A 19,729-nucleotide genomic window follows, 5' to 3' on the forward strand; every position below is an offset into this window, starting at 1 on the left:
GGTGGCCATTGCCATGCCTGAACGATATTTTATTGATCAAGGATTATATCTGCCTGGGAACTGATTCATAAAATCAGCCGAACCGCCCTGGTACGAGATCCGTATGCCGGGTGGTGTGGGAGGGCTCCTCAGTGATGGGGAGTCCTATCCCGATTGTGCAAATATTTTTCAATCGCCTTCGACACTCCACTTAGGCTCTTGGTTTTGATCTAAATTTATCCCAACGACTATTTGCACATTTCTGAATTCCAGTGGAACAGCATCAAGGCTTGACCCAAAGGTGATTTCAAAATGATCATCCCATATGGACAACTGTCTCAAAAAATCGCCAACTGTTGGCCTACAATCAATTTCTGAAATTGGCTCCCACTGCTTATCAATCTCATTTAATTCAATTTGAAGGAGATCATCTCCTCTTTGCTTAAAACGATAAAATATTAGAGGACGTTTTCGATATTTTGAAGACCCAAAAGTTATTTCCGTATCAGAGCTTTGTTTTTCTAAAAACGTTCTTAATTTTCCTACGGTTAATACTTCTCCATTCATTCAATTTGTCCTTTTCGTGATTTTAATGCACAACGCCAAAATAACGGGCCGGGTGGCGAATCACGAAGACGGCCTATAAGCGAAAAAGATTGAAAAACGAAAGCGTTTAATAACTGCACGCTCCCACCCGGTCCCAGTTCATTTTTTTGTTCTGCTTAAATTTTATGGTATTTTTCAAATGCTTTCTGAACCAAATTTTTTCTTTTTTCCATTTCTGCAATTCTGCCATCAATGCTATTAACGTATTCTTCTAATTCTCTTTCGGTATCAATCATGTAATAGCCACGGCTTCCACCAGCTATGGGTAAATTAAGTTCCTCAATTGCTTGGAGAATTAAGCCTCTTGTTTGAACATGAGTTGCATCTTCATTGATTCCAATTTGAGGGCCTATCTTACCGGCACTTATCTGATTTCTTTTCCCACAATGCTTTTCCAATATTTCTTTTATTTTTTCAAGTCGTGGATCAGATGTCATTATTTTATTTCCTTTGGTAGCAGAACAGTTATATTAGGCAGAATAGGCCAATATGGTGATAGGCGGATTCCGTCTATTACCCATTCAATTTTTCTTAAGCCCTGTAAATAGTACCTGCTTAAAATAAAAAGCAGAAAATCGACTGGGGCTTAACCCCAATAGTCACTGACTTTTATGTACCCAAAAGTCTGCCTTAAATCAAATCAAAATGCCATTTACTATGCGGATAAAAACCGGCAGAACCCACTATTCAGCGGCAAGGTTTTTTGCCACAAGGCCTGCAATGGTCAGTCCGAAACACCCAGGCACCCAGGCGGCAGACCCGATGGGCGGCCTGGGGCGGCCATGGCCGTCTTCCACATGGCCCTGCTCCAGTGGGTCTACGACGTCTTTATCCTCAAAGGGCTCCTTGTTCAGTGGGGGTTCAATGGAGTAGACGCAGGGTACGCCGCTGGAAAGCCCACGGCGGCGTAGCCGTCTTCGCACCATCCGGGCCAGGGGGCACACTTCGGTTTCAAAAAGATCTCCTGTCCGGATCATAGAGACATCAGTTCGGCCTGCCGCCCCCATGGAGGAGATGAGATTAAGCCCCATCTGTTTTGCCCCAAAAATCAGACTGACCTTTGCGTTGAGCCCGTCAATGGCATCCACCACCATGTCCAGTTCCGGGCTTAAAAACTGGGACAGGCTGTCTGCATTGACAAAAGAGGTGCGCAGATCCACCTCACAATCGGGATTGATATCCAAAACCCGGGCCCGGGCCAAGGCCGCTTTTTCCTGCCCCAAGGTGGAATGTAAGGCATAAATCTGCCGGTTGATATTAGAGGCGTCCACCCGGTCAAAATCCACAAGCCGCAAATAGCCGATGCCGGACCGCGCCAGGGCCTCCACCACAAAAGACCCCACAGCGCCCAGGCCGAAGACAGCCACCCGGGAACGCTTAAACCGGTCAATCGCCGCCTTTCCCATTAATTGCTCAAGCCGGGCAAAGGGGCTGATCATACTTGAATCCTGAATCATGCGGTTTTCTCTTTTAAAATAGGCCCAAACAGATTCAGGCTGTTTTCGTATCCATGCAGGGCCAGGGTTTCAAATGCCATACCCCGTCGCGCTGCCGCCACCCTGACAATTTCCGGTACATTGGCGGGCTCATTTAGCGGTGTTTCCCCGGGATGGGCATCCAGAACAAACTGGGGCACAATATCCGGAGTATCGGTTTCAAAGACGATCCGGTCAAGACTGACCGCCTTCAGGGCCTGTCCCACCTTTTTGGCATTGGGCCGGGTTACGGATCCGGAAAAGGAGATATGAAGATTGAATCTCTCAAGGACCGGAATAAGGTCGGCAGACCCGGAATAGGAGTGGATCACCCCGCCTGCAGCCAAGGGCCCATGGTGTTTCAAAATTTTCACTATTGCGTCCCAGGCCTTGCGGATATGGATGTTAATGGGCCGGTTCAGGTCACAGGCAAAGGCCAGGTGGGTTTTAAAAACTTCAAGCTGCAGATCCCGGTCAGCGTCTTTGTCCATGAAATCAAGCCCGGTTTCCCCTACCCCGGCAGGTATTTTCTCCAGCCATTGCCCCAGATTTTGTGCCCAGTCCGGGCTTAGGGTATCAAGAAACCAGGGATGAATCCCCAAACAGGGCACCACACTGGAAAATTTTTCAGACAATTGGACTGTAATTCCAAAATTTTCTTCCATGGTGGCGCAGGTGGCTATTGTTTCCAGCCCGGCGTCTTGGGCCCGCAGCACAATATCCGGAGTGTTTTCAATTATCCTTGGATCATGAAGATGGGTATGAACATCAATGAACCCGGTCATGCTCAACCGGCCAGGGAGTGGAGAAAATCAAGGGCCATAGAGTAACCATGATGACCGAACCCGGTGAGCTGGCCCGTGGCAATACCGGCAATCATGGAGGTATGGCGGAAGGTTTCACGCTTGTGAATGTTGGACAGATGCACCTCCACAATGGGGCATGACAGCATGGAAACGGCATCACGAAGGGCCACGGAAGTATGGGTCAGGGCACCCGGATTGATAATCACTCCGGCAGGTCCCTGTTCAAATGCGGCATGGATGTAATCCAGGATCGCGCCTTCGTGGTTGGACTGAAAGAAATCCAGGGAAAGCCCCAACGTATCTGCTCGTTTGTTGAGCTCCCCGTTAATCTGATCAAGGGTAAGCGCCCCGTAAATCTCGGGTTCCCTTTTCCCTAGCATGTTCAAATTGGGACCATTGATAACATGAATCATGCCGGGTCTTATCTGTGACTGAGTATTCATCTTTTCCCCCCAACGGCTTTTTTGCCCCGGAACAGAAAGGCCGTACCGGGACAAAAGCGTTTTTCAGTTAGACAGCGGCGGCAGCGGCCTCAAATCCCAAATCAAAGGCATTAAGGTTCATCTCCACAAGCGCCGGTTTAATCCTGCGCTTGATCGCCTCTTTAACGTTTTCCTTGGAAAAACCCAGGGCACCGGTCTGGATCAAGGCGCCCAACAGCACAATATTCACACTCATGGGCGAGCCGGCTTTACGGGCCAACGCCATGGCGTCTATGGCCACAAGCCCTGCAGTCTTCTCCTTGAGCACCCGTTTAATCTCATCCACCTCGGGGTAGGCCCCTTTGCCGATACCCACGGTAAAGGGCGGCAGGGTGGCGGTATTGGTAATCACTTTGGTATTGGCAGAACAGCGGCCAATGGCGCGCAGGGTTTCAGCCGGTTCAAATCCCAGCAGGATATCGGCTTCCCCATCGGAAATAATGGAGGAGGAGGCATCCCCGAAAATAATGGAGGACTCCACCACACCGCCGCGCTGGGCCATGCCGTGGATCTCGCTCATTCTCACCTCTACCCCTTCAATGAGGGCGGCTTCACCCAGGACCTTGGATGCCAGTAGATTGCCCTGTCCGCCGACTGCTACGATGACCATTCTTAATGTTTTCATATCGAATTTGTCTCCTTGTCTATTTCAATGGGCGGATGGCGTTTTCAGGACAGATCTGGGCGCACAACGCACAGCCCACACAGGTATCCGCATCAATTTTTACCCGGCCCTCTTCAATGTAAAAAGATGGACAGGCGATCCCGTTGATACACTCCTTATGGTCCGTACATTTATCGGTCACCTCAAAGGGTCTGGGCTTTTTCAGTTTAATGCTCTTGGCCCAGAGGATACAGGGCTCTTGGGAGATAACAACAGAGACGCCGTCAAAGGCCATGGCCTCTTTAAGGGTTTCAATGCTCTTTTTCACCTTAAAGGGCTTGATCACGGAGACATGCTCCACCCCCAGGGCTTTGACCAGATTCTCAATATTTACCCGGCCGTACCCGGACATGCCCATCAGTTCCATATCCACGCCCGGATGGGGCTGATGGCCGGTCATGGCGGTGATACCGTTTTCAAGGATCACCAAAGTGAAGTTATGGCGGTTGAACACGGCATTGACAAGCCCTGTAATGCCGGAATGAAAAAATGTGGAGTCGCCGATCACGCTGACCACCTTCTGGTCCGTGGCTTTGCTGAAACCGCAGGAGGAACTCACGGACCCGCCCATGCAGACCACAAAATCCCCAACGGACAAGGGCGGCATAAATCCCAATGTATAGCAACCGATATCACTGGGGTGGATGACATCCATTCCTTCAGCCGCCTTTTTAATGGCGTAGAAGGTGGCTCTGTGGGAGCATCCGGAGCATAGATTGGGGGGACGGTTGGCAATTTCCGGCACATCAGAGGTATCAATCTTTGGTGCCGGGGTATAGTCTATGCCGAAAAAGGCGGCAATCTTCTCCCGGACCATGGCAGGATGAAATTCCCCCAACGAAGTAAACAGGGCGTCCGTTTTTCCCAGAATTGGAAGGACAAGACCCGCTTCCTGGGCAAAAGCCTTGACCGCCTCTTCCATGAACGGTTCGCCCTCTTCGATAACAAGCACCTTTTCACAGCCGGCCAGGAAATCTTTAATCTTTTTCCTGGGCAGGGGGTTGGAAAATCCGGGGCGAAGAATCTTGACCTTTGATTCAATACCAAGGTCTTTTACGGCATCCAGGGCATAATGGTAGCTCACACCGTTGGCCACAACCCCCCAGACACCCTGGCCTGTAACAAAGTTGAATACTGACTCTTCAGCCATGCCGGCAGCCTTGTCCATGCGCTCCAGAAGCTTGACATGCAGTCCCCGGGCCACGGCGGGCACGGTGACACAGCGCATGGGGTCCCGTTCAAACCGGCCCTTTGTCTTTCTCTCCTTGATCTCGCCAAAGGTGACAAAGGCATTGGAGTGGTTGATCCGGGTGGTGGTGCGCAGGATCACGGGCTGTCTCAAGGTTTCGGACAGTTCAAACGCCTCTTTGATCATCTCCTTGGCCTCGGCCACGTTAGAGGGTTCGAACATGGGCAGATGGCCGAACTTGGCATAGTAACGGTTATCCTGCTCGTTCTGGCTGGAGAACATGGCCGGGTCGTCGGCCGTTAAAATCACCATGCCGGCGGTGACGCCGATATAGGCAAGGGTCATCAGGGGATCGGCCGCCACGTTAAGCCCCACATGCTTCATCATGCAAAAGGTGCGAAGTCCTGAATTGGCAGCCGCAGCAGCTACTTCCAGGGAAACCTTTTCATTGGTGGAATATTCAAAATACAGATCCGATTCTTGGGACATCTGGAACAGATTCAAAGAGACTTCCGAGGACGGGGTCCCCGGATATGTGGTGGCAAAGGCGACACCGGCTTCAACAGCGCCCCTTGCAATGGCTTCGTTGCCCAGGAGCATGATTTTCTCTCCAGGGCTGTCCTTTAACAGTTTATGCATGTGCACAACTCCTTAAACAAAAAATTCTGACGGGTGCATCGCCCGTCAGATATCTGAATAGTGATTTTTATATGAAAGTTTCCAGCAACTAATTGGATTCTTTCTATCTTTGTTGTGGGCCGAAGCCTGGGGGTAGATAGCCCCGGTCAGCCCATGGCTGTTATAAACAAATTTTGGTTTCAGGCATACAGTTTTTCAGCATGGGCCAGGGAAGAGGCATACCCCTTGAACCCTTGGGTATCCTCACATGAGTTAATGGCACTGGAGGCGAAAAAACCTTCCACCATGGTCTTTTCCCCATGGCGAATTAAACCCATGAACAGTACCGGAACAAGGCTGAGCCCGTTTTTGCCGGTTTCAACACTGAAATCCAGTGGATCTGCAGTCTGGTAGACGGCAAACAGACTGTTTTGCACAGGCATCAGCTGTACAATTTCAGGATGTTCATGGTGATGGTGATGCTCGTGATTGTGATCACTACAATGGTTGCACATGATCTTTAAAGCCTTTCATTCTTGCAGGTTGAGGACACAAGCCCCTTAAAATACCAGGTCGTTGCCGGCAAATACAGCAGACCCTGTGCCCTAAAACAGTTTAAGCCCTCAATATTACCGAAATCTATTATAGAATTAAAGGATTTTGAAAAAATTCTTTAATGGGTCTTCACCGCCAGAATGGCAGCCCCTTCCAATTCACGGACGAGCTTGATACAAAGGTCCCCTTTGACAAACTCCTCGGCCTTGGACTTTTTCCTCCGGCCGATGACGATCATGGAGTGCCCCCCTTTTTTAAACTCTTCAATGATCCCGTCCGCAACCGTCTCGCAGGGTTCATTTATGATTTTAACCCGAATATTTTCTTCAGGCATCCCTGTTCTTTCCAGCAGGTCCAGCCTTGCCTTTTCAAGAATAGACAAATACCTTTCCGGCTGGGCTTCCATAAATTGTTTACCCATGAGTTCATCACCGGCAGCGGGTTTTCTAAACACATGGATCAATGTTATATCAATGCTGTCAGGACGAAATTTAAGAGTTGAAAAATATTCCAATGTAGCCTTTGAACTGAATGAATCGTTTACGGCTATGAGTATGGATTGCTTCATTGTTCAATCCTTCTTAAAAAAAACGGGTTATAAAGGCCTGAATATCTGTCTATAGTTCATCAAAGGCCTGGACACACCTGTCAATATCCTCAATAATCTCGTCGACCATCTCATAAAAGATTTCGGTCTGTTTTGAAAAATGCATTAAAATATTGTTCAGCGTGCTTGGAATGACAGGATACAACTTTTTTAGATTCACCAGCCGTCTTTGATCCAGTATGGCAAAATCGGCGTCGGTCAACCGCTGGTGCAAATCGCCATATGTTTGCGTATTGTTCTTCATCATGTAAACCGTATGAAACCCCTTGCCGACGGCGTAAGTTAAAATATTGCCCAGGCCGAATATATCCAGGCTGAAAGGATTCTCAGTTGTCTCGTAATCGTAGTCAAAATCAATCCATACATAGTTGCCCGTCGCCCTTTCCACAAAGAGGTGATCGTTTCTGATGTCCCCGTGTTTAAATCCGTTCCTGTGGAGAAAACTGATACCCTCAAAGGCTTTGGACAGATTTCGAAGGATACCCGGCAGTATGGTCCGAAAATAAACCGGATAAGCCATTTCACTGAAATTGCCGAGATATTGCAAAAAATTTTGCCCCCTGACCACCTCAAGGACCCGAATATTATTACCATCTTGATCGATAAAGGCCTTGCCCTGCATAAAAAGAGAGTGCCCTTCCACCAGATCAAGGATTTGCCCTTCCTTTTCAGGGCTTCGAAAACAATTAATTTTCACCCCGCCAATATTTATCTGAAAGGACTCAAAAAAGGCAAATTTAAGGTATTGAATATCCTTTGTTTTTTGGTTAATCACCTTTTTGACCCAAAACTTTGGATCTTCAATTCCGAAGCGTTGCTCCTTGGCATGGCCGATCACCTTATAGGCCTGTCCGTTCACATGGACGATATCCCCGCTGTCTATGGCATAAAAATTACTGGTATCCTGGATTGATGATTTTCCCATATAATTTGCCTCGTTGGTTTACGCCGGATTTAATAAAGGAGTCTATGGGGCAAACTGTTCATGGCCACCTTAAATTGATCAATCACATTTTGAAGACCGCTGTTTTCAATAACGATCCCCAGATGCTCAAACAAAACGGACAAAGACTCCAGATCCTGTTCGCTGACAGCAATGACCTCATTATGATACATGCGCACGACCCCTGTAACCGTGTGTTTGAATTTAATGGGTATTGAGAGCATGGATACAATATTTTCTTCTGCCGCCTGCTTTGGATACTGGACCCTGGGATCGGCCTGAATATCTTCTATGAACACAGGCTCCCCCTTTGCCAGGGCGGAATACTTTTCATCAATAAATATCGGGCCTTTTTCCAGGTATTCCCTGCTGATGCCATAACTGCTCACCATAAAGAGCTGATTTTCTTTTTCATCCAAAACAAGGGTGCAGCAGCCTTTGATTTTAAATGTTATGGCAATCCCTTCGGTGATGTGCGCCAACAAAAGTTTCAGATCATCATAGGTTGAAATCGCATGGCTGATGGACCTGAATTCTTCCAGATTGAACTTACGTTCCAGTGCGTTGGTCATTTTAACTCTCCATGTTTAAACAAGATCCGGACGGCTTTTGTAAAGCAGGCCGGTTGGGAACAATAAAATCCAAATCTCGCTTCGGGCCAGTTGATCGGCTAATTTCTTCATGAAAGTGTTTCGTTGTGGGTTGAGTCTGGGTTCTGATGGAAGAGGTCAACCCATAGCCACTATTATATTGAAAAATAAAAACCTATGTCAATGATTCAAATTTCAGGGCTATAGGATTATACATTTTCAGGTTTTTTCTCAGACACTAATTCGGGGATCAATTAAAATTGCCTTATGATTTTTCCGGTTTCGGTGCGCTTGAACGTTTCTTTAAACACAATCTTTTTCGGCCGCTCGTAGCGGTCCAGATACCGGACCAACAGTTGCGCCACTCTCTTTTCAAGTAGACTGTCAGGCGTTGCCTCAATGACCAGAACCATGCGGCGGCCAAGGATTTCATCGGGCAGGGAGCCGATGAAAAAAGGCTGTTCAATGGCACTTCCCAGCTTTTTTTCGATGGTTTCAGGAAAATATTTAACACCACCTGAAATGATTACGTTATCGGCCCGGCCAAGAATGCGAAAGGTGGTACTGTCAATAAGTTCGGCCAGATCGTTGGTGACAAGGGGAGCCCCTGACCCATCAGATGTGTTCAGGCCCGGTATTTCAATGGTAAGGCATCCGCTCGGGGAGAGCCCCACCGAAATCCCCCCCAGACAGTGAAAAAAATCAGATGCACCCGGCCCATTGGTCCGGCGAAGGGCAATGTGGGTGGCGGTTTCGGTCATACCATAGCTTGCAAAACAAGCCGTGGGCACAGTTTGAAGTTCGGTTTCAAGGATTGCCGGAAGCGCGGAACCGCCGATGAGCAAGGCCCCAAGCGCGTTAAACCGTTCCGGATATTCCAAAAGCTTTGTGACCTGGTTGGGCACCATGGCGGCGAACCGGAAGGGATTGGCCGGGCACTGACCCAGGAAGGCGAAATTATCGGTGGGTTCTGCGGTACACAGATCAAGCCGGCCCAGAAGCGCCCTGACCACCATCAGCTTTCCTGCGATATACCTTAAGGGCAGACACAGCAGGATTCGTTGCCCGGGTTTCAGTTCAAAAAATTCAAGGGTGCGCATGGCGCTTTGGGCTACAAACGCTTTTTCCAGGAAAATGGGCTTGGGCGGACCTGTGCTGCCCGAGGTGTGGACGGTGATGGTATTTTCCGGGCCATACCATTGGGCCAGAAAATCAAAAACATCGGATTCAATGCCCGGAGGCCAAGCCTGATGCCCCGCTTTCAGAAGCGTTTCCATCCGGTGCACGGTACCGTTGATGCACAGGGTATCAGGGAAAATATTCACAGCATTAAAAAATCCCAGGAAAAATAAACCGCTTTTCCGGATCAAAAAAGAGTTGCTCCCCACGGATTTCCAGGGGGGATTCCATATTATTGGTAAACAACTGCCCCGTACCCAGGCCCTGATGCAGATGGGGCTGCTTTAAAAAAGCCCACTGGGCAATGGCATTCAACCCCAGGTTGGATTCAAGATAGGAGGTGATCCACCAGGCGACACCCTTGGCATCGGCCAATTCAATCCATTCGTCACACCCTCTCATCCCGCCGTGCAAACTGGGTTTCAGCACCAGGTATTGGGGGGTAAGGGTATCCAGAAGGCCAATTTTTTCTTCACGGGCCGTAATTCCGATGAGTTCCTCATCCAAGGCAATGTCCAAGGGGGATTGCTTGCACACGTCTGCCATTTGCGGCCACTGTCCTTTGGCGATGGGCTGTTCAATGGAGTGGATGTCCAGTTCTGCCAACTGATCAAGCCGGTCCGAAACCTCGTCCGGGGAGAAGCCGCCATTGGCATCCACACGTAAAATAATGTCGTCAGCACTGTATTCGGCCCGGATGCTTCTGAGGATAGCCAGCTCGTCGGAAAACTGAAGCGCCCCGATTTTAAGCTTAATGCACCGCCACCCCAAATCCAGTTTCTGCCGGACCTGTTCTTTCATGAACGCGGGGTCCCCCATCCAGATCAGTCCGTTGATGGGAATGCCTTTGTCACCCCGGGTAAAACCGGAAGGAAACAGAATCTGCGTACCGGCCTGCGCCAGATCTTTCAGGGCGGTTTCCACGGCAAACTGTACCGAAGGAGGTATCTGCCGCCAATCCGCCTGGGCACAAAACCCATCCGGGTCTGCGGCAAGGGCGGCAAGATTCTTTTCCACTTCAGGGATGGTTTCAATGCTCAAGTCCGGCAAGGGTGCACACTCCCCTACCCCGAATCTGCCCTCTTTTTCCAAAACAATGTACCAGACCCGGCGATGGTTCAGCACCCCCCGGGATGTCCCGGCCGGGCGCTTAAACTGTAAATCATGTTCAATAACACGTGCTTTCATAGCTTTAATTTAACATCAGGGGAACTTTGGAAATTTATTAAAATCCGGTTTCCTTTTTTCAAGAAATGCGTTTTTGCCTTCCTGTGCCTCCTGGGTCAGGTAATATAAAAGTGTTGCGTTACCGGCAAACTCCTGGAGCCCCAACTGGCCGTCGAGCTCGGCATTGAGCCCAAGCTTGATCATGCGAAGGGCCAACGGACTGTGTTCCTGCATTTTCATGGCCCAGGCCACGGTCTCATCCTCAAGCTGCTCCAGGGGCACCACCGTATTGACCAACCCCATCTCCAGGGCCTCGGCAGCCGAATATTGGCGGCACATGAACCAGATCTCCCGGGCCTTTTTCTGCCCAATCGTGCTGGCCAGATAGGAGGAGCCCAATCCTGCATCAAAACTGCCCACCTTTGGGCCGGTCTGGCCAAAGATGGCGTTTTCACTGGCGATGGTGATGTCGCACACCACATGAAGCACATGGCCGCCGCCGATGGCAAAGCCGTTGACCATGGCAATCACGGGTTTGGGCATGGACCGGATCTGTTTCTGAACTTCCAGGATATTCAGCCGTGGGGTGCCGTCCTTGTCAATGTAACCGCCCTCTCCTTTTACATTCTGGTCGCCCCCGGCGCAAAAAGCCGTGTCCCCGGCGCCGGTCAGAACAATCACATTGATACGCTTATCTTCCCGGCAAATGCGCAACGATTCGCTGATCTCATGGACGGTGGTCGGCCGGAAAGCATTGCGGTAGCGTTCACGGTTGATAGTGATCTTGCCGATACCCTCAAAATACTCAAAAAAGATATCTTCAAACTCTTTGATGGTTTGCCATTGGCGTTTTTCTGTCATCACACACTCTCTCCATTTATAGTTATTCTCTTTTTAATTTCGGTAAACAACCCCTTAAAGACCTTTGTGTTGGTCCGGGCATCCGTAAACACCTCTAAAAGGGTGGGGACAATCCGACCGGGATTATAGAGTTTTTCAAGGGCCTTGTCCAACTGGGGCGCTGAGCCGGCCTGCAGGTAATCAAGGCCGAATGTGGAAGCAAGACCTTTGGCCTTTACACTTTGGCCTGCAAAGAAATAATTTTGAAACACCCGTTGATTATCCGCCCCGGTTCGACCGGCAAGATCCTCAACAAAGCTGAAAATATTGCCGCCGCCGTTATTGAGCAAAATAATCCGTAAATTTTTTTCCAGATATTTATTCCACAATCCATTGGAGTCGTAGAAAAAAGAGAGATCTCCCAGGATAAGGGTATTGATCTTGGAACTGCATGACGCATACCCCACCGCCGTTGAAACAGAACCGTCAATACCGCTGGTCCCCCGGTTGCCAAGCCAGGTAACCCCCTTAATGCCGGGATTCAACACAGCATATCTTACGGTGGAACTGTTTCCAAGGTGTATGACAGAATCTTCCGGCACTGTTTTTAATACACCGGTACATGCCTTAAGATCGCTGAAAGGCGCTTGATCCAAATACTGTTTATAAATCTGCAAAGCCTCTTGTTCCCGGTTTTTCCAGGCCCCGGCATAATCACCGGAGGTCTTTTGGAGCTGTATCCCGGCCATTTGCTCAAAAAACCGTTCCGGAGGCATGGCACAAACCCGGGTCAAGGACTGGTAGGTGTCCATATGCCCGCCCCCGGCATCCACATGGATATGCTTGTCCGGTTTATGATCTCTTAAAAATTGCCGGATACGTTTGGACACAAAATGCCTGCCAAAGGTAATCAGCAGATCAGGCTGAAACATAGCTGCATCAGCGTTGGATATGGACCCAAGCACCAGTTCCGGACAGCCACAGCAACAATTAGAGGGTATCTGCAGGTTGGCCAGATGCTCGGCCACAACCACGGCACCGGTTTTTTGCGCAAACAGGGTCAGTGTACGGTCAAGTTCTGCATTGGCAGAGGACTGGCCTGCAAGTACAAGTATTTTATCTGCCCGGATGATCTCTTCGACTGCCCCGGCCAACGCCTTTTCGTCAAGAGTTATCCGCGTACCCGCATCCTCAACCAACTTAACATCGGGCAGTTGCGCATCCATGGTCCGGTGCAGGGGCTCTTCAAGGGGAATATTGATATGCACAGGCCCCGGCGCATCGGATACGGCCGTATTAAGGATATCGTTGATCAGACACGCTGCTGCCCACAATTGATTGTCCGACTCTTCCAGGGGCAGTGTGCACGATTGCCTGATAAAATTGCGGTACAAATCCGTTTGATGAATGCATTGATTTTCCAGCTGGTCAATCCAGTAGGCAGGCCGGTCCGCAGTCACTACAATCAAGGGAATATTCTGGTAATAGGCCTCGGCCACAGCCGGGGCAAAATTGATTGTAGCTGTCCCGGAACTGCACACAATGACAACCGGCTTTTTCTTTGCCTGGGCCACCCCTAAAGCAAAATAACCGGCACTGCGCTCATCCACAATCACCCTGCAGTCAAATTGTCCGCAGCCCCCCAGGGTATGAATCAGGGGACCGTTCCTGGAGCCGGGGCACAACACAACATCAAAGATCTTTTTGCTGATAAATAAAGAGGCAAGCTGCTGCACATGGCGTTTTGTTGAAATCATCAGTCCTGCTCCTGCAACGCCTCTATGGCATTTAAAAGTGTTCTGGACTTTTGCGTGGTCTCTTCCCACTCCTGTTCCGGGTTGGACCGGGCCGTGATTCCCCCACCGGTGTAAAGCGCATACTGGGCATCTTCAATTTCCATGCTGCGCAGGTTCACGTAAACGTCTGTGCCGCTTTGTTCAAGGCGCCAGGGACCAAGGAAGCCGGTATAATACCGTCTGTCATGGGGTTCAAAGGCCTGGATAAATTGATCGGCCTCAACCTTGGGCAAACCGCAGACCGCGGGTGTCGGACAAAGCTGTTCAACAAATTCCCCAAGCCGGTTTTCAATCTGTTCCCCGGAAAAGAAGAAAGAGGTTTTCAGATGGGCCACGGTGGCGGTTTCAAGGTCCTGGGGCCCCTTGGTCTGGTAAGTTGAAAAACCAAACCGATGGAGTACATCCACCGTATACCTGGAAACAAAGGCCTGCTCTTCAATTTCTTTTGTAAACCAGCAGTACTGGCCATCGGGGCGCAGGGGCTGGGTGGCGGCCAGGGACACGGTCTGGGCATGCCGTCCATCGGAACGAAACAACAGTTCAGGGGTGGCCCCCATCCAAAGCCCGGCCTTGGGCAGGTTTACCACAAAGACAAACACCCCCGGATTTTTGTCACGCATCCCAAGAAAGAGCGATCCTAATGATTCATTTTTTCTCTCCTTACAAATGCGCCTGGAGACAATGACTTTGGAAAATTTGGCGGCGTGGATCTGTTCAATGGCATGGTTGACGCAAACCAGGTAATCATTAAAATTTGTTGAGATGCAAGGGTCTTTTGTTTCCTGCCCCAAAGAAGCCGACGTCAAGGTTTCCGGATCAAATTCCTGGATCTGGCTGTAACCTTTCAGGTGTATGGCCGGCTGCAACACTATAATGGGGGCATTATCAGATATTTTAAACGGGGCAAACACAAACCCGCGGGCCCGGCTCAGTTGTTGTATACTTCCCGGAAATATAATGTCATTCTCTGCGCCTGCAATCAGTTGCGGGCTGTCACTGGACGGTTGGAACCAGCAGGCAAATGCAGCATTTTTTTCTATCAGATTATCAATCAGACAACCCAACTGTGTAACACTGTTCATCCTCTTCCTAATTTCTTATCGGCAGCGAGGGCAGACGCGGCCATGACATAAATCTTAACATTTTTATTTTGTTATTTTATTTCAATCTGAGCGGCTTTTTTAACATCCCTGATCCACGAATAACAGTCTTTTTTGACTGGGAATGCTTAATCTCCCCTAAAATTGATTGTCTCATACACATCTAACACTCATTTGATATGTGTATTTCAACTAAAAAATGGAGATGATTTTATGAATAAACAAAAGCAACTCACTATAGTTAATCCATTACTGGGCATTGTATTGTTCATACAAGCCCTATCCGGCGCACTTCACGATGTCTTGCCTAAATTGATATTTGAATTGCTTCACAAATGCGGATGGGCATTGGTCGTTCTTGCAATTTACCATGTATATCTTAACTGGTATTGGGTTAAAAAGAATCTTTTGCAGCGTTTTAAATCATAGCACCACCCCCTGGCCAGGGTAGTAAAAAGGCGCTATCGAAATAAATGACGGGCCTGCTGTCCGTGGTGATAGTTTCCATTCTTCCCAAATCCGATTTGTCCATGGAATACGGGAAACAGAAGGAAAAACATCACGATCAAAATGCCAATGCCGAACAGGAGTGCGGCCTTTTGGTTTGACTTGCCCGCGATGATCAGTTTGATGGTATTAAAATTTAAATAGAGATGAAAACTTAACAGGACAAGGAAAAAACAAGCGGCCCAGAAATGAATATTGCCCCATCCATGGCGGGATATTCCAAAAAAATTAGCACCGGCACCGCCCTGAAAGCCCGGCACAAGCCTGTAATGAATCATCAGCCCGGTTCCCAGGATGAAACAAAATAAAAACCATAATGATACATCAACCTTTTTTTTCAAATCTTTTGTATTCATGCTGTCACTCACAAATGCGGTCAAATTTTCCCCTGGTCAGTTTAACCAGGTTGTCCGGTGCCAGTTCCATGTCAAGTCCTCGTTTTCCGGCACTGACAAAAATTGTCTTAAAATTCTTTGCCGTGTCATGAACCACTGTTGACAGAGTTTTCTTTTGCCCGATAGGACTGACACCACCCAGGATATAACCGGTTGTCTTTTCCACCAGCTTTTTATCTGCCATGGCTGCTTTTTTGACACCCATGGCCTTGGCAAACAATTTTAAATTCAACTGGCGGGACACCGGCAAAACGGCCACCCCAAGATCCTTGCCGTTCATTAACACCACAAGGGTCTTAAAAACCTGGTCCGAGTTGACCCCAAGTTTTTCAGCCGCCTCCTGCCCATAGGAATCGGCTCTGGGGTCATGGCTGTATTCATGGATCTTAAAATCAACTTTTGCTTTTTTGGCTGTGTTAATGGCAGGTGTCATTTGATTGCTTTCTTAATCTGTTGTTTTATAACTTGGCTGTTTATCATGTTTGCATACCTTTTTTAAGGGACTGGGAAAAATAACACGTATTATTGATTTTACATCGGATTATTTATACAAAACATGGGAACTTACGGCCCTGCTCCGGAGGGGAAATAATCATAACAGGTTCTAACAAGGACAAGCATGAACACGATTTCAATCATTGCGACCGGCGGCACCATTGATAAGATTTATTTTGATGCAAAAAGTGAATATGAAGTAGGCCCCCCAAACGCCATTGAGGTGCTTGATCAATTTAACCTGCAAGTCCCTTACACCATTACCTCTCTTATGCGCAAGGACAGTCTTGATTTAACAGATGAGGACAGGGAACTTATCGCCCAAACGGTTGCCGCAGACCCGTGCAGGATGATTATTGTCACCCACGGGACAGATACCATGCCGGAAACCGCCAGACACATCATCACCCACGGCGGCGCAAAAGATAAAACCGTTGTGCTCACAGGCGCGCTTCTGCCTGCCATGTTCAATACCACGGACGCTGTTTTTAACATCGGCTGTGCCCTGGGCGCGGTTCAAAAGGCTTGCCCCGGTGTTTATATCGCCATGAACGGAAAAATATTCATGGGGGGAAACGTAATTAAAAACAGAGCATTGGGCAGGTTTGAAGAAAGTTGAACGCCATACCGGCAAAAAAAGACGGACAAGGAGAATCCAATGGAAAAAGATCATACCAATCCGTATGCGGCCCTGGATCACCCCCAGGTACTTCAATTTTTGTTTCACCCACGGCGTGATTACACGGGAAAAGCCCTTTCCCACAAGGAGCATCTTATTCCGGTTGACCAGGATATTGAAGTCGGGGCGGCCTTTCATCTGGCAGATCCGTCATTCCCAAACATTCTTTTCTTCCACGGCAATGGAGAGGTCGTATCCGACTATGATGACCTTGGCCCCATTTTCAATGATCAGGGCATCAACTTCCTGGTGGCAGACTACCGGGGATACGGCAAATCCTCAGGCTCGCCCACGGTCTCTTCAATGCTTCTGGACTGCCATAAAATTCTGGATTTTGTCATTAACGAACTTGAAAACCGCAACTATACAGGTTCCCTTAATATTATGGGCCGATCCCTTGGCAGCGCATCAGCGCTGGAACTTGCAGCCACCCGCCAGGACAGCATTGACCGGCTGATCATCGAAAGCGGATTTGCCCATGCAGCCCCGCTTTTAAAAACCCTCGGGCTTGATCCTGATATGATCGGTTTTCAGGAAACCCAGGGGTTCGGCAATGCCGACAAAATCAAGTATTGGCACAAGCCCCTTTTGATCATCCATGCCCAGTTTGACCACATTATTGACTTTTCACAGGCAGAAGCGCTATATAGCCTTTGTCCGTCTGCCGACAAAGATCTATTGATGATCTCCGGTGCCAACCACAACGATATTTTTATCAAGGGGTTTGATATGTATTTAAACCGCCTGACGGATTTTCTCATCCAGTAGGAGGTTTAAAACAGCCTCAAATTGCTTATGCAATGTCGGAATTCATCCACATCCGGGATAAAAAGACCGGGACTTTGGGTCCGGCCATATTCCGCAAAACAAATTAATAAACAACACAGCAAAATCATCACAAAACTATGAAATAAAAAAAATAGACAGGTCAAGTTGAAACCAGCCCCAAAAAAACTTTTAAATTAAAAAATACTTATAAAAACAATGGGATGGCGCATTTACTGCTTTACTATGCGAAGACAAAAACGGCGGAATTTGTATTTTTTCATGCCAGCCCGTCTTTTGGGTTCATGACATAATGTAACCGAAGGGGCGGAGCTATATCCGGTATTAGATGTTAAGTCTATACTGGATACAAATGAGGTAAAAAAAAAGACGGCGTCAAATTTTGGAGACTGTAAAGCAAATATGAAACAATTGGAAAACAATAGATTTCACTGGCTGGTAACCGGCTGTGCCGGATTTATCGGCTCCAATCTTGTGGAAACCCTTCTCAATTGCGGGCAGACTGTTACCGGTCTGGACAATTTTTCCACTGGGTTTCAGCATAACCTGGACCAGGTACAAAAGAGCGTCAGCCGAGAATCCTGGAAAAATTTTACCTTTATTGAAGGCGATATCCGGAATGCGAAGACCTGCACCACAGCCGTAAAAAATGCAGACTTTGTGCTCCATCAGGCAGCCTTGGGGTCGGTGCCCAGATCCATCGAAGATCCTTTGACCACCAATGCAAACAATATAACAGGCTTTTTAAACATGCTGGATGCGGCCCGGCAGTCCGGCGTCAAACGCTTTGTCTATGCCGCTTCAAGCTCCACATATGGAGACCATCCCGGGCTGCCTAAAACAGAAGAGATCATCGACAAACCCCTGTCTCCCTACGCCGTGACCAAATATGTGAATGAACTTTACGCCGAAGTCTTTGCCTCAACTTACGGCATGCGCTCCATCGGCCTGAGATACTTTAACGTATTCGGCCGGCGCCAAGACCCCAAAGGTGCCTATGCTGCTGTCATTCCCCTCTGGTTTTCCGCCTTGATTCAAGGCTCGGATCTCTTCATCAACGGGGATGGAGAGACCTCTCGGGATTTCTGCTACATCGATAACTGCGTCCAGGCCAACCTGCTGTCCTGCCTGGCCCTGGAGAAGGCCGCTAACCAGGTGTACAACGTGGCATTCGGCTATTTTGATAGGTTAGTTTTTTTTGGTTAAACTGATGAAAGTCCAAAAAGATATGGCCATAACAACAGCCATTCTTGTGTTCTGCCTAACAGCATACGCTTGGGCCTTCCATTTTCTTCAGGTCAGTGACAAGCCCGTAAAGTCAGACGCCATAGTCTTGTTCGTAGGCCCGGATTATGACAAAAGACTGAAAGAGGCTCACCAACTCATGCATGAGGGGTATGCTGATACTCTAATTGTCCCAGCCTATAAGCTTATGCTCAAAATGGAACAGGGGGATATTGTCAGGGATTTTAACCCGGCTCAATTCAGTTTCAATCGAAAGGCATATCCAGAGTTTTATGAAAACACCCATGTCGAAGCACTTGAGGCCAGAAAGCTGATGGAAGAACAGGGAATCACCTCCGCCATCATGGTCAGTGAACCTTTACATATGAGAAGGATAAAAATTATATCTTCAAGGGTATTTGATAAAAAGAGATATCGGATAAAATGTATTGGAAGCCGGTATCTTAGGTCTCAAGGATTCTTTTCCACATTTAGGCCGCAGAATGTTAAGTTTACCCTGTTTGAGGCTGTAAAGATATGTTCATTTTGGGTGTACCAATTGGCTTAGTTAATTATATATTTTATTACTTACTGGAATTCGTTTGTTTTTCAGTGGAGTGAGTTCCGATGCACTTTAGAATAAAAATGAGCTTTAAAAAAATCGGTTTCTTCTTATTTATCATAGGCGTTATAGGTTCTATAACAACAGCTCCGGATGCAGCCACGCTTGTCTTAAATAAAGAAATTGTAATCCAAAAAGTACCTGTAACTTGGATTTCGCTCTTTGAAAATGTGCGTTTTTCGTTTTTCACCCTTCATTGTCATTGATTGCTCCACCATTAATTCAGCTTGAGTTGCCCAAGTATTGGTAATCATAGTAATGAAGTGGAACGTCCAGAATGAAAAGAATATCTTTTTGAAGATCATTTAGCTCGGATACAAAGCCATAGTTATTTCCGTCCGGCAACTGCATTTGTCCCAATACAATGTCTTCGAATTCTTTCAGCATAAATTCGCTGCGCGGGTTGCGGACATCCTTTCTGTTTG

General features: G+C 48.1%; 25 protein-coding genes and 1 pseudogene. 7 read left to right on the forward strand and 19 right to left on the reverse strand.

Annotation, left to right across the window (positions count from 1 at the left end):
* Positions 1–168: 168 nt before the first annotated feature.
* The 16 genes from B147_RS0125190 to B147_RS0125270 all read right to left on the reverse strand — a co-directional run bounded on the left by B147_RS0125190 (position 169) and on the right by B147_RS0125270 (position 14,578).
* Entirely contained in the window at positions 169–546 is a 378-nt protein-coding gene (locus B147_RS0125190) for a hypothetical protein (RefSeq protein ID WP_020589973.1), read from the reverse strand.
* 155 nt (positions 547–701) lie between these two features.
* A complete protein-coding gene (locus B147_RS29485) occupies positions 702–1,022 on the reverse strand; it encodes a hypothetical protein (protein WP_020589974.1) in 321 nt (106 codons plus the stop codon).
* A gap of 246 nt (positions 1,023–1,268) precedes the next feature.
* Entirely contained in the window at positions 1,269–2,042 is a 774-nt protein-coding gene (locus B147_RS0125200; protein ID WP_020589975.1) for a tRNA threonylcarbamoyladenosine dehydratase, read from the reverse strand.
* Positions 2,039–2,845 carry a TatD family hydrolase gene (locus tag B147_RS0125205; RefSeq protein WP_020589976.1) on the reverse strand — a complete coding sequence of 269 codons (807 nt, stop codon included), beginning with the start codon at positions 2,843–2,845 and terminating at the stop codon, positions 2,039–2,041. Before B147_RS0125205 ends, B147_RS0125200 begins: the two co-directional genes overlap by 4 nt.
* Before the next feature lie 2 nt (positions 2,846–2,847).
* Positions 2,848–3,309, reverse strand: coding sequence for a type II 3-dehydroquinate dehydratase (gene aroQ, locus B147_RS0125210; protein WP_051085703.1), 462 nt, complete (start codon positions 3,307–3,309; stop codon positions 2,848–2,850).
* A 67-nt stretch (positions 3,310–3,376) separates the two neighbouring features.
* Positions 3,377–3,973: an indolepyruvate oxidoreductase subunit beta gene (locus tag B147_RS0125215; RefSeq protein ID WP_020589978.1), complete on the reverse strand. Its 597-nt coding sequence runs from the start codon at positions 3,971–3,973 to the stop codon at positions 3,377–3,379.
* A gap of 19 nt (positions 3,974–3,992) precedes the next feature.
* The gene (gene iorA / locus B147_RS0125220; protein WP_020589979.1) at positions 3,993–5,840 is read right to left on the reverse strand and encodes an indolepyruvate ferredoxin oxidoreductase subunit alpha; all 1,848 of its coding nucleotides are present in this window, start codon (positions 5,838–5,840) and stop codon (positions 3,993–3,995) included.
* A 179-nt stretch (positions 5,841–6,019) separates the two neighbouring features.
* Positions 6,020–6,334: a hypothetical protein gene (locus tag B147_RS0125225; protein WP_020589980.1), complete on the reverse strand. Its 315-nt coding sequence runs from the start codon at positions 6,332–6,334 to the stop codon at positions 6,020–6,022.
* A 158-nt stretch (positions 6,335–6,492) separates the two neighbouring features.
* Complete coding sequence (locus B147_RS0125235) at positions 6,493–6,942, reverse strand: universal stress protein (RefSeq protein WP_020589982.1); 450 nt, start codon at positions 6,940–6,942, stop codon at positions 6,493–6,495.
* Positions 6,943–6,991: 49 nt separating this feature from the next.
* Positions 6,992–7,906 (reverse strand): hypothetical protein, encoded by a 915-nt coding sequence (locus B147_RS0125240; RefSeq protein ID WP_020589983.1) that lies wholly within the window; start codon positions 7,904–7,906, stop codon positions 6,992–6,994.
* A 29-nt stretch (positions 7,907–7,935) separates the two neighbouring features.
* Entirely contained in the window at positions 7,936–8,496 is a 561-nt protein-coding gene (locus tag B147_RS0125245; RefSeq protein ID WP_020589984.1) for a GAF domain-containing protein, read from the reverse strand.
* A 272-nt stretch (positions 8,497–8,768) separates the two neighbouring features.
* On the reverse strand, positions 8,769–9,839 hold the full coding sequence (locus B147_RS0125250) for an AMP-binding protein (protein WP_051085704.1): 1,071 nt from the start codon (positions 9,837–9,839) through the stop codon (positions 8,769–8,771).
* A gap of 4 nt (positions 9,840–9,843) precedes the next feature.
* The gene (locus tag B147_RS0125255) at positions 9,844–10,881 is read right to left on the reverse strand and encodes an o-succinylbenzoate synthase (protein WP_020589986.1); all 1,038 of its coding nucleotides are present in this window, start codon (positions 10,879–10,881) and stop codon (positions 9,844–9,846) included.
* A gap of 15 nt (positions 10,882–10,896) precedes the next feature.
* Positions 10,897–11,721: a 1,4-dihydroxy-2-naphthoyl-CoA synthase gene (menB, locus tag B147_RS0125260; protein ID WP_020589987.1), complete on the reverse strand. Its 825-nt coding sequence runs from the start codon at positions 11,719–11,721 to the stop codon at positions 10,897–10,899.
* Positions 11,721–13,457: a 2-succinyl-5-enolpyruvyl-6-hydroxy-3-cyclohexene-1-carboxylic-acid synthase gene (menD, locus tag B147_RS0125265; protein WP_020589988.1), complete on the reverse strand. Its 1,737-nt coding sequence runs from the start codon at positions 13,455–13,457 to the stop codon at positions 11,721–11,723. Before menD ends, menB begins: the two co-directional genes overlap by 1 nt.
* Positions 13,457–14,578, reverse strand: coding sequence for a chorismate-binding protein (locus B147_RS0125270; protein WP_020589989.1), 1,122 nt, complete (start codon positions 14,576–14,578; stop codon positions 13,457–13,459). The genes menD and B147_RS0125270 overlap by 1 nt, the downstream gene beginning before the upstream one ends.
* Before the next feature lie 231 nt (positions 14,579–14,809).
* On the opposite strand from B147_RS0125270, the gene B147_RS0125275 reads away from it, so the two are divergent.
* Positions 14,810–15,025 carry a hypothetical protein gene (locus B147_RS0125275; protein ID WP_020589990.1) on the forward strand — a complete coding sequence of 72 codons (216 nt, stop codon included), beginning with the start codon at positions 14,810–14,812 and terminating at the stop codon, positions 15,023–15,025.
* A gap of 44 nt (positions 15,026–15,069) precedes the next feature.
* Positions 15,070–15,204, forward strand: a complete 135-nt coding sequence (locus tag B147_RS33265; protein ID WP_281167914.1) for a hypothetical protein — start codon at positions 15,070–15,072, stop codon at positions 15,202–15,204.
* A gap of 90 nt (positions 15,205–15,294) precedes the next feature.
* On the opposite strand, the pseudogene B147_RS33605 reads toward B147_RS33265, so the two are convergent.
* Together B147_RS33605 and ybaK are read right to left on the reverse strand one after the other, a co-directional pair.
* A pseudogene (locus B147_RS33605) lies at positions 15,295–15,459 on the reverse strand (DUF4405 domain-containing protein); the annotation flags it as partial.
* A 4-nt stretch (positions 15,460–15,463) separates the two neighbouring features.
* The gene (gene ybaK / locus B147_RS0125285) at positions 15,464–15,931 is read right to left on the reverse strand and encodes a Cys-tRNA(Pro) deacylase (protein WP_020589992.1); all 468 of its coding nucleotides are present in this window, start codon (positions 15,929–15,931) and stop codon (positions 15,464–15,466) included.
* A gap of 186 nt (positions 15,932–16,117) precedes the next feature.
* On the opposite strand from ybaK, the gene B147_RS0125290 reads away from it, so the two are divergent.
* The 5 genes from B147_RS0125290 to B147_RS0125310 all read left to right on the forward strand — a co-directional run bounded on the left by B147_RS0125290 (position 16,118) and on the right by B147_RS0125310 (position 19,510).
* Positions 16,118–16,612 carry an asparaginase domain-containing protein gene (locus tag B147_RS0125290; RefSeq protein ID WP_020589993.1) on the forward strand — a complete coding sequence of 165 codons (495 nt, stop codon included), beginning with the start codon at positions 16,118–16,120 and terminating at the stop codon, positions 16,610–16,612.
* A 39-nt stretch (positions 16,613–16,651) separates the two neighbouring features.
* Positions 16,652–17,440, forward strand: coding sequence for an alpha/beta hydrolase (locus B147_RS0125295; RefSeq protein ID WP_020589994.1), 789 nt, complete (start codon positions 16,652–16,654; stop codon positions 17,438–17,440).
* A gap of 420 nt (positions 17,441–17,860) precedes the next feature.
* The gene (locus B147_RS29490; protein ID WP_020589995.1) at positions 17,861–18,664 is read left to right on the forward strand and encodes an NAD-dependent epimerase/dehydratase family protein; all 804 of its coding nucleotides are present in this window, start codon (positions 17,861–17,863) and stop codon (positions 18,662–18,664) included.
* Between the two features lie 4 nt (positions 18,665–18,668).
* Complete coding sequence (locus B147_RS0125305; protein ID WP_157238033.1) at positions 18,669–19,250, forward strand: YdcF family protein; 582 nt, start codon at positions 18,669–18,671, stop codon at positions 19,248–19,250.
* 59 nt (positions 19,251–19,309) lie between these two features.
* Positions 19,310–19,510, forward strand: coding sequence for a hypothetical protein (locus tag B147_RS0125310; RefSeq protein WP_020589997.1), 201 nt, complete (start codon positions 19,310–19,312; stop codon positions 19,508–19,510).
* Positions 19,511–19,526: 16 nt separating this feature from the next.
* On the opposite strand, the gene B147_RS0125315 is transcribed toward B147_RS0125310, so the two are convergent.
* A partial coding sequence (locus B147_RS0125315) for a hypothetical protein (protein WP_026259823.1) occupies positions 19,527–19,729 on the reverse strand: 203 nt, incomplete at its 5' end.

The sequence above is a fragment of the Desulfobacter curvatus DSM 3379 genome, assembly GCF_000373985.1.
Lineage (GTDB): Bacteria > Desulfobacterota > Desulfobacteria > Desulfobacterales > Desulfobacteraceae > Desulfobacter > Desulfobacter curvatus.